This is a genomic window from Arthrobacter glycogeni (genome assembly GCF_054511155.1).
On the sequence record NZ_JBTNDE010000014.1, the window covers coordinates 29,921 to 45,826 of the forward strand.

18 protein-coding genes are annotated in these 15,906 nt (G+C 65.4%); 8 read left to right on the plus strand and 10 right to left on the minus strand.

The features are described from left to right. The first annotated feature begins 23 nt into the window (after nucleotides 1–23). A complete protein-coding gene (locus ACX80O_RS10875; RefSeq protein ID WP_459333455.1) occupies nucleotides 24–950 on the plus strand; it encodes an ROK family protein in 927 nt (308 codons plus the stop codon). 58 nt (nucleotides 951–1,008) lie between these two features. On the opposite strand, the gene ACX80O_RS10880 is transcribed toward ACX80O_RS10875, so the two are convergent. Continuing rightward, nucleotides 1,009–1,608: a DUF6318 family protein gene (locus ACX80O_RS10880; RefSeq protein WP_459333456.1), complete on the minus strand. Its 600-nt coding sequence runs from the start codon at nucleotides 1,606–1,608 to the stop codon at nucleotides 1,009–1,011. Between the two features lie 196 nt (nucleotides 1,609–1,804). Between ACX80O_RS10880 and ACX80O_RS10885 the strand changes: the two genes are divergently transcribed. The 5 genes from ACX80O_RS10885 (at nucleotide 1,805) to ACX80O_RS10905 (ending at nucleotide 5,229) form a co-directional block, all read left to right on the plus strand. Continuing rightward, the gene (locus tag ACX80O_RS10885) at nucleotides 1,805–2,731 is read left to right on the plus strand and encodes a carbohydrate kinase family protein (protein ID WP_459333457.1); all 927 of its coding nucleotides are present in this window, start codon (nucleotides 1,805–1,807) and stop codon (nucleotides 2,729–2,731) included. Between the two features lie 13 nt (nucleotides 2,732–2,744). Continuing rightward, the gene (locus ACX80O_RS10890) at nucleotides 2,745–3,275 is read left to right on the plus strand and encodes a YbhB/YbcL family Raf kinase inhibitor-like protein (RefSeq protein WP_459306150.1); all 531 of its coding nucleotides are present in this window, start codon (nucleotides 2,745–2,747) and stop codon (nucleotides 3,273–3,275) included. Between the two features lie 31 nt (nucleotides 3,276–3,306). Further along, on the plus strand, nucleotides 3,307–3,537 hold the full coding sequence (locus ACX80O_RS10895) for a zinc-ribbon domain-containing protein (RefSeq protein WP_459306149.1): 231 nt from the start codon (nucleotides 3,307–3,309) through the stop codon (nucleotides 3,535–3,537). An 82-nt stretch (nucleotides 3,538–3,619) separates the two neighbouring features. Further along, a complete protein-coding gene (locus ACX80O_RS10900) occupies nucleotides 3,620–4,432 on the plus strand; it encodes an HAD family hydrolase (RefSeq protein WP_459306148.1) in 813 nt (270 codons plus the stop codon). A gap of 2 nt (nucleotides 4,433–4,434) precedes the next feature. Further along, nucleotides 4,435–5,229 carry a glycerophosphodiester phosphodiesterase family protein gene (locus tag ACX80O_RS10905; protein WP_459306147.1) on the plus strand — a complete coding sequence of 265 codons (795 nt, stop codon included), beginning with the start codon at nucleotides 4,435–4,437 and terminating at the stop codon, nucleotides 5,227–5,229. A 92-nt stretch (nucleotides 5,230–5,321) separates the two neighbouring features. Here ACX80O_RS10905 and ACX80O_RS10910 read toward each other — a convergent pair whose 3' ends face one another. From ACX80O_RS10910 to ACX80O_RS10940, 7 genes are all read right to left on the minus strand, one after another. Further along, nucleotides 5,322–6,179, minus strand: a complete 858-nt coding sequence (locus tag ACX80O_RS10910) for a DNA-3-methyladenine glycosylase family protein (protein ID WP_459306146.1) — start codon at nucleotides 6,177–6,179, stop codon at nucleotides 5,322–5,324. Nucleotides 6,180–6,297: 118 nt separating this feature from the next. Beyond that, on the minus strand, nucleotides 6,298–7,293 hold the full coding sequence (locus ACX80O_RS10915) for a phosphotransferase family protein (RefSeq protein ID WP_459333458.1): 996 nt from the start codon (nucleotides 7,291–7,293) through the stop codon (nucleotides 6,298–6,300). Then, a complete protein-coding gene (locus ACX80O_RS10920; protein ID WP_459333459.1) occupies nucleotides 7,293–7,988 on the minus strand; it encodes an aspartate/glutamate racemase family protein in 696 nt (231 codons plus the stop codon). The genes ACX80O_RS10915 and ACX80O_RS10920 overlap by 1 nt, the downstream gene beginning before the upstream one ends. Nucleotides 7,989–8,044: 56 nt before the next feature. Next, the gene (locus ACX80O_RS10925) at nucleotides 8,045–8,425 is read right to left on the minus strand and encodes a DUF7793 family protein (RefSeq protein WP_459306141.1); all 381 of its coding nucleotides are present in this window, start codon (nucleotides 8,423–8,425) and stop codon (nucleotides 8,045–8,047) included. Between the two features lie 55 nt (nucleotides 8,426–8,480). Beyond that, on the minus strand, nucleotides 8,481–9,065 hold the full coding sequence (locus tag ACX80O_RS10930) for a hypothetical protein (protein WP_459333460.1): 585 nt from the start codon (nucleotides 9,063–9,065) through the stop codon (nucleotides 8,481–8,483). Nucleotides 9,066–9,242: 177 nt separating this feature from the next. Next, nucleotides 9,243–9,806, minus strand: a complete 564-nt coding sequence (locus ACX80O_RS10935; protein ID WP_459333461.1) for an RBBP9/YdeN family alpha/beta hydrolase — start codon at nucleotides 9,804–9,806, stop codon at nucleotides 9,243–9,245. A gap of 5 nt (nucleotides 9,807–9,811) precedes the next feature. Next, nucleotides 9,812–11,140: a uracil-xanthine permease family protein gene (locus ACX80O_RS10940; protein WP_459306136.1), complete on the minus strand. Its 1,329-nt coding sequence runs from the start codon at nucleotides 11,138–11,140 to the stop codon at nucleotides 9,812–9,814. Between the two features lie 76 nt (nucleotides 11,141–11,216). Between ACX80O_RS10940 and ACX80O_RS10945 the strand changes: the two genes are divergently transcribed. Together ACX80O_RS10945 and ACX80O_RS10950 are read left to right on the plus strand one after the other, a co-directional pair. Further along, nucleotides 11,217–12,044: an SDR family NAD(P)-dependent oxidoreductase gene (locus ACX80O_RS10945; RefSeq protein WP_459306134.1), complete on the plus strand. Its 828-nt coding sequence runs from the start codon at nucleotides 11,217–11,219 to the stop codon at nucleotides 12,042–12,044. Next, on the plus strand, nucleotides 12,041–13,426 hold the full coding sequence (locus tag ACX80O_RS10950; protein WP_459333462.1) for an aldehyde dehydrogenase family protein: 1,386 nt from the start codon (nucleotides 12,041–12,043) through the stop codon (nucleotides 13,424–13,426). The genes ACX80O_RS10945 and ACX80O_RS10950 overlap by 4 nt, the downstream gene beginning before the upstream one ends. A gap of 120 nt (nucleotides 13,427–13,546) precedes the next feature. Here ACX80O_RS10950 and pgm read toward each other — a convergent pair whose 3' ends face one another. Continuing rightward, nucleotides 13,547–15,181, minus strand: a complete 1,635-nt coding sequence (pgm, locus tag ACX80O_RS10955) for a phosphoglucomutase (alpha-D-glucose-1,6-bisphosphate-dependent) (RefSeq protein ID WP_459333463.1) — start codon at nucleotides 15,179–15,181, stop codon at nucleotides 13,547–13,549. A gap of 83 nt (nucleotides 15,182–15,264) precedes the next feature. Further along, the gene (locus ACX80O_RS10960) at nucleotides 15,265–15,891 is read right to left on the minus strand and encodes a class I SAM-dependent methyltransferase (protein WP_459333464.1); all 627 of its coding nucleotides are present in this window, start codon (nucleotides 15,889–15,891) and stop codon (nucleotides 15,265–15,267) included. Between the last annotated feature and the right edge of the window lie 15 nt (nucleotides 15,892–15,906).

Genomic DNA, 15,906 nt, shown 5'->3' on the forward strand with positions numbered 1-15,906 from the left:
GACCGACTGAAAGGCGCCCATCGATGAGTGGCCCCACCCTTGCCGTGCTTGAAATTGGAGGCACCCACCTGACAGCCGCGCTGGTGGAATCCGGAACGTGGCGCATTGACCGGGAGTCCCTGGCACGGGTTGACCTGCAGGCCCAGGGGACAGCGGAGAGCCTGGTCGAGGAGATCGGGGTTGCCGCCGACGCACTCGGGGGAGCACCGGGAGCCACCTGGTCGGTGGCGATCCCCGGACCTTTCGACTACGAACAGGGGATTGGCCGGTTTGAACATGTGGGGAAGTTCGACAGCCTGAATGGCTTCAACCTCGGTGCCGCCCTGCTGGAGCGCATCACCCCCACGCCCGGCATCATCCACTTCCTCAACGACGCCGACGCCTTCGGGATCGGCGAATATGCGCTCGGCGCCGCCCGCAACCGTGAACGTGCCATCTGCATCACCCTGGGGACCGGCGTCGGGTCAACGTTCCTTGTCGATGGGACACCCGTCAGCACCGGTCCAGCCGTCTCTCCCGATGGGAGCATCCATCACGAGCTGTATCAGGGCAGTCCGCTGGAAAACACCGTGTCCCGCAGGGCCATCCGCGCGGCTTATGCTGAGGCCGCCGGGGTGGATCCGGCAACAGGACTCGATGTACACACCATCGCCGACCTCAGCCGCTCCGGTGATGAAACCGCGCGGCGGGTGCTGGATGCCGCGTTTGGCGCCCTCGGGGAAACCCTGGCGGTGGTGATCAGGCGCTTCGATGCCGGGATCCTGGTAATCGGCGGGTCCATGTCCAGGTCCTGGGACCTGGTGGAACCTGCCATCCGCTCCGGACTGCGGGTGGCCGATCAGGGCCTCGAGGATTTCACGATCGAACAGGCAATCCTGCCCGACGACGCCGCACTGGTGGGGGCCGCCTACTGGGCCTCACAGCGTGAACGCGAGCGAACCGGAGGGTAGGGCTGTGCGGAAAATCCGACCCGGTCGTCAACGGCCTGCGCTGACGACCGGAACCTGATTACTCGGACGGAATTTCTGCGTCGGGGGTCTCTTCGAGGTAGGTGGCCTTCCAATCGCCGTCCGTGTAGACAACCGTCGCCGAATAGATGGTGCCGGCGGGGTCGAACGGACGGGTTTCCTGAACCTCGCCTGCCTCATCGAACGAGGTGTAGGCATCGGGGTTGACGGTGATCAAGGCGTCAACCTCGACGTCTTCGGCCACCTCATCAGCGGGGGTGGTGACGATGATCTGCTTGACCTTCGGCTGTCCGCCGAGAACCCAACCGCCGTCCTCGTAAATAGCCGCAAAGTCTTCGGCCACGGTAACCGCTGCCTCGGCGCCATCAAAGGAGGCAAGGAGCTTTTCGGTCTCCCCGGTGCGCTGGTTGTAGGACTTCAGTTCGAAGACGTGGTGGAGAAACGCCCGCGCGCCTTCGGGGCTCGCCTCGCCCATCAGGTCGTTCGTTTCCGGAGGCTGAATGTTCTGTGCGGGCGCGGTTGAGCTCGCGGGGGTGGGAGCCGCAGCCTCCGAAGGGGCAGCGGACTCGGTGGATTCGCCGCACGCGGTCAACGTGGCAAGAGCGATGACGGCGATGGCCGCGGCATTTCTGATCTTCATTGATTCCCCAACAGGTAGTAAGTTTCTGGCTCCGCTTAGGTCGGCGCACCCGGACAGTCTAACCGTAGCCTTAGGCAACTAGGCTCGGGATGGAGTCCACTGTGCCGGAGATCACACCCGATGACGATTGCCGGCCTAATGATCCGTTCGGCGCCCGGCGGGGTCGCCTACCGGGTGGGGATGCTAACTTGTTAGCGTGCTCACCGTGATCGGGGAAACCCTTATAGACGAAGTCATCAGCGATGTCGCTTCACCCCGCGCCCACGTGGGGGGGAGCCCGATGAACGTGGCCGTGGGGCTTGCCCGGCTGGGGCACCCCTGCCGGTTCATCGGGCGCTGGGGGGACGACGAGTATGGCCGGATGATCCACGAGCACCTCAGCAGCAACTCGGTGCTGACTCCGATGGGGCAGGATCATTACCCCACCAGTATTGCCACCGCGCGCCTCGACCCAGCCGGCGGAGCCTCCTATTCGTTCCAGCTTGTCTGGGACCTTCCCACCATCAGTGAGCAGAAGGACCAGATCCTCGACGGCACCACCCTGCTACACACCGGCTCAATAGCCACAATGCTGGCGCCGGGTGCAGCCGAGGTGCTCGCCGTCGTCCAGCACGCCCACCCGCTGGCCACCATTTCCTACGACCCGAATTGTCGGCCGAGCATCGTCACCGACGTGGACTTCGCCCGCGCACAGGCCGAGAAATTCGTAGCGCTCGCCGACGTCGTCAAGGCCTCCGATGAGGACCTTGAGTGGCTCTACCCGGGCCAGGACGTGTTCGATACGGCTCGCCAATGGCTTGCTCACGGCCCAGCCATGGTGGTGGTGACACGTGGCTCCCTCGGGCCGTGGGCCGTCGTCGCGCGCGGCGAAACCTCGGTTCCGGCCCCCGCTACCCGGGTGGTGGACACGGTCGGCGCAGGAGACTCCTTCATGTCGGCGCTCCTGGGGTCACTGGTGGACCGCGGCCTCGTCGGCGCGCCTCGGCGGAATGAGTTGCGCCAATTATCCGTTGAGCAGATGGAAGCAGTCCTCGCCTACGCAGCAAAGGCGGCGGCCGTAACCGTCTCACGCGCCGGTGCTAACCCACCGGTGCGCAGCGAGCTAGTAGCAAACCCCCAGTGAAACAGGAGCAGTTATGACCCGCGATCCGTACGCAGACCTCCCCGCAGTCCCCGGCTTTAGCCTCACCAGCACCGACGTCGAGCACAACCAGCCCCTGGACGTCAGGCACGCCTCGGGGGCTATGGGCATCGAGGACGGGAAGGATCTATCGCCCCAGCTGTCCTGGAGCGGGTTCCCCGAGGGGACAAAAAGCTTTGCCGTGACGGTCTATGACCCGGACGCCCCAACGGCCAGCGGGTTCTGGCACTGGGCGGTCTTCAATCTTCCAGTAAGCACCACGTCCCTGCCGTCCGGCGCTGGCGTGGACGGCGGCACCGATCTGCCCGAGGGCGCAGTTCAGTTGAAAAACGACGGCGGCTTCAGTGGCTTCATCGGAGCAGCACCTCCGGCCGGTCATGGACCGCACCACTATCACGTGGTGGTGCACGCTGTGGATGTGGAGAGCCTTGAGGTGCCAGCGGAAGGCAGCAACGCCTACCTCGGATTCAACCTTTTCTCCCATACGCTCGGACGCGCCCGGCTGATCCCCACGTTCGAGCAATAGATCACGTCACCCAGAGACTGGAAGCCGACCGATGTTCCTCCTGTTTGGTTTTAAGACTGCGGTCCGGCATTTGTTCAGCGTTTCGAACACCTGCCCATACTGCGGCCAGCTGATCGCGCAGCGCGTCGAGGAACGCGCCACCCGCTTCACCCTGTTCTTCATTCCCCTGCTCACCACCCGACGCCGGTATGGCATCACCTGTTCCAACTGCGGCGGCTCGACCGTGCTTTCCAAACGGGAAAAAGAAGCGCTAGCCCGCTGATCTGAGCGATTCAGCACTAATCGGCGCAGGTAGGCTTAGACGACCCTGCTGTTTGAACTGCCCGCTGAAAGAGAGTACCCGCATGCGCCTGGTCGCCAGCGACATGGACGGAACTATCGTCGGCCACGACGGCAAGATCAGTGCCCGGACCGTCGAAGCGTTCCGGGCCTGCCTGGATGCCGGAGTCGAAGTTGTTTTTGTCACCGGACGGCCCCCGCGGTGGCTGGACCCGCTGCGTGAACAGCTGGAACACCGCGGCACGGTCATCTGCTCCAACGGTGCAGTGACCTACAGCCTTCACGACGAAAGGGTGTTGAGCGCACACCTCCTGGAGCACAGCAACATTCTGGCAGCCCGCGAGATCATTCTCGACCTCTACCCGGCCGCCTCCTTCGCCGCCGAAACAGTCAACGGCTTCCACATCGAGCACGGGTTCGCCGAAGACGGCTCGGTGGAACTGCTCGCCGGCGCCGTCGCCATGCCGCTCGCGGACTCCCTCGCGGGAGAGCGGGTGATCAAATTCCTGGCCCGGGAACGCGACGTCTTGCCCGATCACTTCCTGAACACGGTCCGACCAGCCGTCGCCCACCTGGTCACCGCAACCCACTCGGCACCCAGCATCGCCCTGCTGGAAATGTCGATGCCCGGCATCAACAAGTCGGTCACCCTCGCCGAATTCGCCGCGAGCCGTGGGATCAGCCAGGCCGACGTCGTCGCCTTCGGAGACATGCCCAATGACGTGCAGATGTTGACCTGGGCGGGCACCGGATACGCGATGGCCTCCGGGCATCCCGAAGCGATCATGGCTGCCGATCTGCAGGCCCCAGCCTTCGAGAACGACGGCGTGGCGCAGATCCTCGAGGAGCGCCTGGCCGCCCTGAACGCCGCCCCGTAAGGATGCTGCCCTACCTGCGAAACGTCGGACCGGCCGGAGAGCAGCGGAAGCTCGCTCTCTCGCATCGCGGGTTTTCGCTCGACGGGTTGGAAAACTCGATGGTCGCCTTCGCCGCCGCAGTCGAGCTGGGCTTCGGCTATCTGGAGATCGACATCCGCACCACCAGTGACGGCGTTGTCGTGGTCTTCCACGACGAGCTGTTGGACCGGGTCTGCGACGCTGCTGGCCCGGTGGCCGATCGTACGCGGGAGGAATTGGGGGCCGTCCTCATCCGGGGCGTCGAGCCGATTCCCACCCTTGAAGAGGTGCTGACCCGGTGGCCAGCCATGAAACTGAATATCGACATCAAGGACGACGCTTCGGTGGAGCCGTTCGTCGAGCTGGTGGAGCGGTTCGGTGCGCATGACCGGGTGTTGGTCGCCTCTTTTTCGGATCGGCGGCGGCTGAAGGTACTGAAACTGCTGTCCCGACCGGTGGCATCGTCGGCGGGGATGGTGTGGTCGGCGTCGCTGTGGCTGCTAGGTCCACTCGGCCAGACGCGGCGCCTCGCCCAACTGGCCAAGGTCGATTGTCTGCAGCTGCCGGTGCGCCATGCCGGCATCGTGGTGGTGACCGAACGGTTCGTCAGGCGGTGCAGGAAGGCCGGACTGCCGCTCCACGTCTGGACCATCAACGACGCCGAGTCGATGGATCGGCTCCTATCCCTGGGCGGTGGTGTGGACGGGCTGGTATCCGACCGCGCAGACCGGCTGGCCGCCGCTATGCGCCGCCGCGGTCAGTGGCCCCAAAGCACGTAGGCCCGGCCGACCGGACTGCTCCGAAAACAGTGTCCCACCCGCAGACGCGCTGTTGGGCAACCACTATTGTGCGGCCCAGGCACTTGCTTGGCTCAAAGGGTGGTCGGCCGGTAGGTAGCTTCGGTCCACAGGTGGAACAGGGCATACGCGCGATACGGTCGCCACCGCTGGGACCAGGTCTCGGCTTCACTGATGCTGGGGTTGTTCATGGCCCGGCGCAGCACAAGGTCACCCGGCGTGAAGGCGTCCCGATCGCCAAGCACCCTGACCGCCAGGTAGTCGGCGGACCAGGGGCCGATCCCAGGAAGAGCCAGCAGGGCCTTCCGGACCGCAACGGGGTCACCGTGAAGAGTCAGCCCGTCACAGAAGGCCCGCGCAACGTGCTGCACGGTCGCTCCCCGCGTTCGGGTCACGCCGACGGCGCTGCGCAGGGCCTCCGCCGGAGCGGCAGCCAGTAACTCGGGAGTGGGGAAGGTGGTCAGTCCGGCGTCGCCCGGGATGCCGTAGGCGGACGCCAGCCGTCCGCCAAACGTCCCAGCGGCAGCCACCGAAACCTGCTGGCCGAGGACAGTCATGATGGCAGCTTCGAACGGTTCTGGATAACCGACGGCGCGCAGGCCTGGGCGACGCCGGACCAGCGGTCCGAGCAGGGGGTCCGGGTCGAAGGCCCCGGTTACCTTCTCGAGGTCGGCGTCCAGATCGAGCCAGCGTCGGATCGTTGCCGCCAGATCGGGGATTTCGCTGGCAGGTGCCCTGGTGCTGACCGTCACCCCCGATGAGCCGATGGTGACGGTCACCGCGTACTGGCCATTGGGTGTGCTGAGGAGCCGTGAGTGGGACAGCCCAGCTGGGTCGGGGATTTCACAGCCGGGGATGAAGTGGTTTGAGAGCAGGGAAACCATTGGCCCCACCTCGATCGGTCCGTTGGCTGCCAGCGAAAATTTCTTCACCGGGCAAGCCTACGGCCGGTTCCCGGCCCGCCATGACCAGGAAAGTGCCTCACCTGCATACGCGCTGTTGGGCAACCACTACTGGGCAGCTGCAGCACTTTTCTGGCCCGGGCAAAGCCTACTGAAGCACCGGATCGGTCAGCGTCCTCAAATATTCGAGGGCTTGCGGGCCGTACTGGGCCATCGATGCGTCGTCGGCGTGAACCAGGAGCCGCAGCCAGGACCCATAACGGTGAAGCCGCGCCAGCTTCAGCGCTGGCTCGACGACGAGACGCAGCTCGGTCATGGGAGCAAAGTCGGTCCAGCACTTGAGGTAGGCGGTGATGACTTGCCGGATCCGCGGGTCGTCGACTGTGGTCTGCCACTGTTCCTGCATCACAGTCAGCGGAACATACAGCGAACTGAAGGGGTGCGCCCAGTAGGAGTCACCGAAGTCGAAGAATCTCAGCGGGGCGGTGGTGGTTCCCGGGATGAAGGCGTTGCCTGGGTGGAGGTCGTTGTGTTCAAGGCTCAGGGGGATTCCCACTACCAGAAGCGTTGCGGCGGCCTGCTCAAGGGTCGGGATACTGGCAAAAATACCGTCGGCCGCCTGCGCTGAGAGATGCAGGGGATGTTCGGGCGGCAGGCCCGTGTGAAGGAGCAGCTGGTTGCTGGCGAAGTTCCCGGCAATTCCGGGATCCATGCTGACCAGGCCAACGGCGGCCAGCGGGGCGCCGTGTGGAATGAGTTGCCGTTGGAGGTCAGCGAAGTCCTTCACCACACGGACCCATAATTGGTAGTCGGTCGACTTGAGGGAGGCGAGGGTCTTCCCATGGTCGGGGGTGAGCAGCCAGCCCTTGGCCGGTTCGAAGGCCAGGGGTGCGGCAACATGGTCCGGCACCAGTTCGGACATCCGGGCCACTAGGGCTGCCTCAGTGAACTGGCCGGGGTTGTTTTCCTTGAACCAGAGCCGTCCGTGATTCGTTGTCACGGTGAGTTGGGTGGACCAGAACCGGGTCCGGGTCGGTTCCAGCGGGCCTGTCTGCGTCAGGTTGCAGCCTTCGAGCACCTGGGTGATCCACTGCTGCACAGCTTTCCGCCACTCCGGTGACGCCCAGACCTGCTGTCGGTCCATCAGCGGCCCGCCAACGCTGCGGTCAGAGCGGCCCCGGCGTGGATGGCGGTGGTGGGAAACAGGTGCAGCGGCGTGTCCGCGGGTGATACCAGCAGTTCTATCTCGGTGCACCCAAGAATAACTCCCTGGGCACCACTGGCTCCGAGCGCCTCGATGATGCTGAGATACCTGCGCCGCGAGCGGGTCGAGATGATTCCCAAACACAGCTCCTCGTAAATGATCCGGTGGGCGACTGCCCGATCCTCGGTGCCGGGTGTCAGGACTTCCACGCCGTGTACTGCAAGCCGGTCCCGGTAGAAGTCCTGCTCCATCGTGAACGCTGTTCCGAGCAGCCCCACTGTGCTCATGCCTGCTGCGCGGACCGCGTCAGCGACGACGTCGATGAGGTGGATGAACGGAACACGGACTGCCTGCTCGATGGCTGGCGCGACCCGGTGCATGGTGTTGGTACACAGGACGATCAGCTCCGCCCCGGCAGCCTCCAAATCACGGGCACCCTGGGCCATAAGTGTGCCGGCTTCGTCCCAGCGACCCTCCGTCTGAAGTGCTTCGATCACGGCGAAATCAACCGATCGCAGCACACAGTCGGCCGAATGGAAGCCACCCAGCCGCTCCTTCACACCGTCGTTGATCAGCCGGTAGTACTCGGCGCTACTTTCCCAGCTCATCCCGCCCAGTAACCCGATCCTCAGCATCACACCAGTTTAGGCACTGCCAGCCAGGGAGGTGACAGGGTGTGGGTGGCGTCCCATCAGACGAAGGTTTCGAGCCAGTCGATCGCGTCGCGCTCGGATGTGAAGAACTGGGCCGGGTGCGCCGCATTGTCGGCAAACGCCGCGACTACACGGTCGACGGGATCCTCGCCGACCAGGGCAATGGCAGTGATGCCCTCTTCGTCGCAGAATGCGCGCCGGGCCGCGTTGGTGAAAGCTACACCTTTCATGCTCAGCAGGATCCGGCGGGTTCCTGGGTTGAGGAGGGATGCATCAAGGGCGGCTCGGGCATCGTCAACCGTGACCACAGCGGAGGGATGCCACCACGCGTGCAGGATGCCGTCCTCCCGCAAGGTGAGCGGTCGCGATTCGTCGTCGGTCGGACAGCGGCCAGCGACGGGGATAGAAGAATTGTTCATAGGGTCCCCCGAAGTTTAAGCAATTCCATTGAAGATTAAAGTAAGAGTCTGTGAATTACTTCGTCGCAGGTGATCTTTTGGATGTGTTCGCCCCAAACGAATATTCGTTGACCAGCCCGACGATGGCCGCGGCCACCTGGGTCACCTCAAGTCCTTCGGTTGAAATGAGCGCGTCGTCAGAGTCGGCCTCCTGCAGGATCGACTGCAACTCGCCGGCACGGTGTAGATGCCAGCCCAAAGCGGGGTCGGAGGCGACATGACGTCGTCGCAGTCTGTCCCGGACTGTGGCGAGCAGGGCATCGAGGCGAATCACGAGGAGGGGGCTGCCAAGCGCCAGCTCGTATTGCAGCCGTTGAGCGGACCCTTCAATCACCCCGGCGAGGATCAGGATTTCAGGTCCCGCGGCACGGAAATTGGCTACCATGGCCGCCAGGTTGGCGAGCTCCAGGTCGCGGTTGAACGGGTCACCAGCCGGGGCCGGCCAGGCGTAGCGCAGCCAGTCAAGATCGATGACCGCATGGGGTACTCCGTCGGCGGCCAGGAGGGCTGCGGTTGCCTGGGCTACTGACGTCTTTCCCGCCCCCACAGTCCCGTTGAGGAAGACACACTGCATCGTTCCACCTCGCATCGTCCCGCTCATGGCCCAAGCCTAATCTGGTCGCGACGCTCCCCATCGGCTTGCCGCGGGACTAGCGTGTGACCATGACCGACGACGACGTCCGGAGCCTTTCGCTGTTCCTACCGGAAACCTCTGAGCGTGCATCCTAGGGAACGCCCGGATTCCGGGTCAATGACAGGCTCTTCGCCCGTCTCCGGGCTAGTCGCGGACAGCCGTAGTAGCCAGTCCAACGAGTTCCGCCTCAACCTCGGGGAAGGTCCGGTAGCCGTCGTCGGACCCGAAATGCCCGCCCCCGGGGACGACGACCAGCCTGCCACCGAGCCTGTCCGCGAGACTGGCGGTGATCGCCGGAGCTACCACTGGGTCGTTGTCCGATCCGATCACCGTGCAGCGGGGTACCACCAGGTCGTCGACAAACTCACTGCCGGCAGTAAAGCCGTCGAGGAGTGGGAGCGAATCGATGGGTTCGGCGAAACCAGCGACGAGGATCAGCCCCCCAAGTGACCAGCCCGGATCCAGCGCCGCCAGGTAGCGAAGCGCCGCAATGCAGCCGAGGCTGTGGGCGACGATCACCATCCCAGCCGACGGTCGGCCGATGGACGTATGAAGGGCGCCTGTCCAGCCGGCTGTGGTGGGCTCGTTCGGTGTGGGTAGGTCCAGCACGGTCACCTGGTTCTGGACCGATGAGAAGCGGGACTTCAGCCAGGGAAACCAGTGCTGACCCGGAGACGCCTGATACCCGTGGACCACGAAGATGTCCATCCGGCTCAGCCCAGCTTCGACGGGCGGGACCCCTTGTCGGAGGCGTCAACGTCGTCGGGCCCCGTGACATGCTCACTGCCGCGCCAGCGGGCCAGGCCGTTCATCCCGTGGTAAATCACGAGGGTTGCGGCTGTGCCGAGGGCGATGCCCTCGAAGGTGAGGTCCCCGATGGTCCAGGTGAAGTTGGCGATACCGACCACCAGGGCCACCCCGGCCGTCGACAGGTTGATGGGGTTGGAGAAGTTGACCTGATTCTGCACCCAGATCCGGACCCCGAGGATGCCGATCATGCCATACAGCACCACTCCGGCGCCGCCGAGGACACCGGGTGGGACGGTGGCGATCAGTGCTCCGAACTTCGGGAACAGGCTCAGGAGGATGGCAACAATTCCTGCCACCCAGTAGGCCGCCGTCGAATACACACGGGACGCTGCCATGACGCCGATGTTCTCCGCATAGGTGGTGGTTCCGGAGCCGCCGCCCGACCCCGCGAGCATCGTGGCGAGGCCGTCAGCCATCAGTGCGCGGCCGGTCACGGGGTCGAGGTCGCGCCCGGTCATTGCCGCCACCGACTTCACATGACCGATGTTCTCGGCGACGAGGACCAGGACCACCGGGACGAACAATCCCACCACTGAAAGGTGGAACTCGGGGGTCTGGAAGGGGGGAAGGCCAATCCAGGCGGCGTCGCTGATGGCAGTGAAATCGACTTCTCCGCGCAGCATGGCGGCGACGTAGCCGGCGACAACGCCCACGAGGATCGATAGCCGCCCGAGGATTCCCTTGAACAGGACGGTCACCAGGAGGATGACCACCACGGTGATGAGCGCGGTCAGGGGGGCCTGCTCGAAGCTCGATTTTGCTGTGGGGGCCAGGTTAAGGCCGATCAGCGCGACGATGGCACCCGTGACGATCGGCGGCATCACCACCTGGATCCACCGGGACCCTGCCCTGTGGACGATGGCACCGATGATCGCCAGGACCGCACCGGCCATGATGATCCCGCCGAGCGCGCCCGCTGCGCCATGCTGGCTCTGGGCGGCGGCGATCGGCGCGATGAAGGCGAAGCTTGACCCAAGGTAGCTGGGAACCTTCCCGGCGGTGATGATCAGGAACAGGATGGTCCCGATTCCTGAAAACAGGAGGGTGGTGGCCGGCGGGAACCCGGTGATCAGGGGGACCAGGAACGTTGCGCCAAACATCGCGACGACGTGCTGCGCGCCGATCCCGACAGTCCGGGGCCAGCTGAGCCGCTCATCCGGGGCAACAAACTGCCCGGGCAGGACGTTCTTCCCATCGCCGTGGAGTGTCCAAGAGGTACCGAGCCTGCTCATGGCTGTGCCTTCCAAAAGATGTTGGGGTGATCTGTCGGAAATCCTACAGTCCGCCGCGGGATGTTACGTTGCACTCATGTCATTCACTGTCGAAGGCCGAACAGTCCTCATCACCGGTGCCGCCAGCGGGATGGGCCGGTTATACGCCGAACGCGCTGTCAGGGAGCGGGCCGGCGCCGTCGTCCTCTGGGATGTCGACGCCGACGCGCTCCACGCGACCGCCGATTCCCTGGGAGGTGCGGGATCCTCGGTGCACAGCTACGTCGTCGATCTTGCCTCGCTGAGTGCGATCACGACGGCGGCCGCCGCCGTCAGGAACGACGTCGGGATCCCGGCGGTACTGATCAACAACGCCGGCATTGTGCGCGGGAAGTACTTCTGGGAGCACGAGCAGGAGGCGGACATCGCACTGGTCATGCAGATCAACACCCTTGCGCTGATGCACCTGACCCGGGAGTTCCTGCCGGACCTCATCGCGTCGCGCGAGCAGGCACGTATTCTCAACGTTGCGTCGGCGTCCGGCACCCTGTCGGTGCCCCGGATGAGCGTCTACACGGCTTCGAAGTGGGCAGTCATTGGGTGGAGTGACTCGCTGCGCCTTGAACTGCGCGAGGCCGGTCACCGCCACATCAAGGTCACCACGCTGATCCCCAGCTACATCCGGACGGGCATGTTCGAGGGGGCCCGGGGTCCGCTGTTCACGCCTCTGATGGACCCGGCCGACGTCGTCGACAAAGCCTGGCGGGCGCTGCTGGCCGGGCGTCCCCGCCTCCAACTGCCGTGGTCGGTGGCGTTGGGCGGTGCGCTGCGCGGTGTCCTGCCGCAGCCGGTGTGGGACGTGGTCGCCGGGCGCGTGTTCAAGGTGTACAGCTCCATGGAGCACTTCACGGGCCGCGCGAAATGACTCTCCCAGCGGCGGCCGAGGAGGCTACGGCTGTGGCACGGCTGCGCCGGACCTTCGACGCCGGGACCACCCGCCCGCTGACCTGGCGGCGGGCCCAGCTCACGGGGCTGATCCGCATGTTCGCCGAGCGGGAGGTGGACCTTACCGACGCTCTGCACGCCGACCTCGGCAAGAGCCGCCTCGAAGGACTGGTGTCCGAACTCTCACTGGTCAGGGCCGAAGCCGAATACGCCCTGCGGCACCTGACCGAGTGGACCAGTGCCGAACGCGTGCCGGTGCCAGCTGGGCTGCTGCCGGCGACGGCCCGCCGGCAGCCCGAGCCACTGGGCGTGGTGCTGATCATCGGTCCCTGGAACTACCCGGTGCAACTACTGCTGTCCCCTCTGGTCGGTGCGCTCGCGGCAGGGAACTGTGCTGTCCTGAAGCCGAGCGAACTTGCCCCTGCCACGTCGGCGGTCATCGCCAACCTGCTGCCGCTCTATTGTGACGCCGCCGCCGTGGACCTGGTGGAAGGCGGCCCCGAGGTAAGCACCGAACTGCTCACCCAGAAATACGACTCCATCTTCTTCACCGGGGGTGCCCGCGTCGGAAGGATTGTCGCCCATGCCGCGGCCGAGCAGCTCACCCCGGTCACGCTGGAGCTGGGAGGCAAGTCGCCCGCCGTCGTGATGGACGGGAACCTCCGCGCGGTGGCGCGGCGCCTCGTGTTTGGGAAGTTCCTCAACGCTGGCCAGACCTGTGTGGCCCCCGATTACGTGCTCGTCGAGGCGGGGTTCGAAACGCAGTTGCTGCGCCACCTGAAAAAGGCGCTCGCCGACTTTTACGGCAGGGATCCACAACGCAGCGCCGATTACGGTCGAATCATCAACGAGGCGCACTTCGATCGCCTGGTCGGCCTGCTCAGCGGCGGCACTATCTACGCCGGTGGATCGTACGACCGCGATGCCCGGTATCTCGAACCCACGCTGCTGACCGGAGTGTCGCCGGAGTCCCCGGTGATGCAGGAGGAAATCTTCGGGCCCATCCTGCCGATTCTGACGGTGGGCGGAATGGACGAAGCTGTGGACTTCATCAACTCCCGTCCCAGTCCCCTGGCGGCATACCTGTTCAGCAACACGACGACGGTGCGGCAGGACTTTGAGGCACGCGTGCGCGCCGGAGCGATCGGCCACAATGCCTGCAACCTGCACCTGACGGTGCCCGGACTGCCGTTCGGCGGGGTGGGGGACAGCGGGACCGGCGCCTATCATGGCCGCTATTCCTTCGACGTGTTCAGCCAGTTGCGGGGAGTGCTTTCCAAGGGCACCAGAATCGACACCCTGCGACTGGCCTACCCGCCGCACAACCGCCTGAAGAGGTGGCTCCTGCGTCGGCTCCTCTGAGCTGGCGGCGGGCTTCACGCCCCACCCCTCCAACCCGTTTCACCGAACCGTGAGATTAGGTGGACCGGGCGCCGACCTGAACTCGCCGACGGGCCACACCTCACGGTGCGGCGGTGGGGGTTAGCCGCCGATGACGGCGTCTACCAGGGCCTTAGCCTCTTCCTGGACCTGCTTGAGGTGGTCAGCGCCCTTGAAGGACTCGGCGTAGATCTTGTACACGTCCTCGGTTCCCGACGGGCGGGCAGCGAACCACGCGTTCTCGGTGGTGACCTTCAGCCCACCGATTGACGCTCCGTTGCCCGGGGCCGTGGTCAGCCTTGCAGTGATGGTTTCGCCCGCGAGGGTTGTCGCCGAGACGTCCGACGGCGACAGCTTCCCGAGCGCCGCCTTCTGCTCCCGCGACGCGGGAGCGTCGATCCGCGCGTAGACGGGCGAGCCGAACCGGTCGGTCAGGCTGGCATAGAGCTGGGACGGCGTGCGGCCGGTGACCGCCGTGATCTCGGAGGCCAGCAGAGCCAGCAGAATGCCGTCCTTATCGGTGGTCCAGGGCCCGCCGTCGTGGCGCAGGAATGACGCCCCGGCAGACTCCTCCCCACCGAAGGCGAGCCCGCCGGAGAGCAGACCCGGCACGAACCACTTGAACCCCACGGGCACCTCTTCGAGGGTCCGCCCCAGCTCGGCGGCCACCCGGTCGATAATCGACGACGACACGAGGGTCTTCCCGACGACGGCGTCCGCCCGCCAGTGCGGACGGTTCCGGTAGAGGTAGTCGATGGCCACCGCAAGGTAATGGTTGGGGTTCATGAGGCCCGCATCGGGGGTGACGATCCCGTGCCGGTCGGCGTCGGCGTCGTTCCCGGTGGAGATATCGAACTCCGACGAGCGGGCAATCAGCGAGGCCATCGCCGACGGCGAGGAGCAGTCCATCCTGATCTTCTCGTCCCAGTCGAGAGTCATGAACGCCCACTGGGGGTCGACGGCGGGGTTCACGACGGTCAGGTTCAGGTTGTGGGTTTCACCGATGGCACCCCAATAGTCGACAGCGGCCCCGCCCATCGGATCGGCGCCGATGTGCAGGCCGGACGCCCGGATGGCATCGAGGTTGAGGGCGGTGGGCAGATCCTCGACGTAGTGCTGCAGGAAATCGTAGGTTCCGATGCCGTCCGCCTGCCGCGCCTGGCTGGCGGGGACGCGCCGCACCTCCCGTAGCCCACCCTCCATCAGGGTGTTGGCCCGGTCGGCGATCCAGTTGGTGGCATCCGAGTCTGCTGGGCCGCCGTGCGGGGGGTTGTATTTGAATCCGCCGTCGCCCGGCGGATTGTGTGAGGGTGTGATGACGATGCCGTCGGCTTGATCGGCGCCGCGGGCGTTATGGGCGAGAATCGCGTGGGAGACGGCAGGGGTGGGGGTATAGGCGCCGCGGGCGTCCACCTTGACTGTGACCTCGTTCGCGGCCAGGACCTCAAGGGCTGTCTGCTGGGCCGGTTCGGAGAGTGCGTGGGTGTCCCGGCCCATGAACAGGGGACCGGTGATGCCCTGGCCCGCCCGGTATTCGACGATCGCCTGGGTGATCGCAGCGATGTGCCCCTCGTTGAACGAGGCTTTCAGGGAGGATCCGCGGTGACCCGACGTGCCAAACGCGACCCGCTGTGCCGGGTCGTTCAGGTCCGGGACGACGTCGAAATACGCGTCCAGAAGCGAAGAAACATTGACGAGATCGCTGGGGAGGGCGACTGTGCCCGCTCGGTTTGCCATTGCTACAGCATGCCAAAGAACCGGGACTATTACAGCCCCGGGTGGCAAATGCGCGGCGCGTTTCGACATCCAGGCCGCCGGGCTCAGGGTTTACGGGCGTGAATCCGTTCAATGGTGCCGGCTTTGAGGCGTTCCACCTCGACGACGACGAATCCGGCAGCCTGCACCAGGGGTAATTGGCGGCGGCTGAAGTGCTCGCCAGCCGTCCGGACTGTGAAGCGCTCCAGCAGCCACTGCAGTGCGTAAATCGGTGGCCAGGTGCTCGCCACGTGATCGAGGAGGAGCAGCCTTCCACCGGGCACCAGCACCCGCCAGGCCTCCCGGACGGCTGCCTCCGGATCAGGAATCCCGCAGAGCGATAATCCACAGATCACCGAATCGAACGAGTTGTCGTCGAACGGCAACTGTTCGGCGTTACCTACCCGCACGTCAACGTCGCGGCCCAGGCGGCGTGCCCGGTCAACTGCGACGGCGAGCATGGCCGGGCTGAGGTCAACCCCGGTCACCCGGGCGCCAGGCGGGAGATGGGGGAGGTTCAGCCCGGTACCGATGGCCACCTCAAGGATGCGGCCCTCGGCGCGGTCACCCAACCATTCGCGGCCGCCCCCAAACCAGACCCGGTCCAGAAAGGCGATCTGCCGGTCGTAGTTGTCAGCGTTTTGCTCCCAGGCACGCAACACCCGGGCGGTCTGATCTTCTGGTGCGGCCATCGTCTGCCTCCCTCT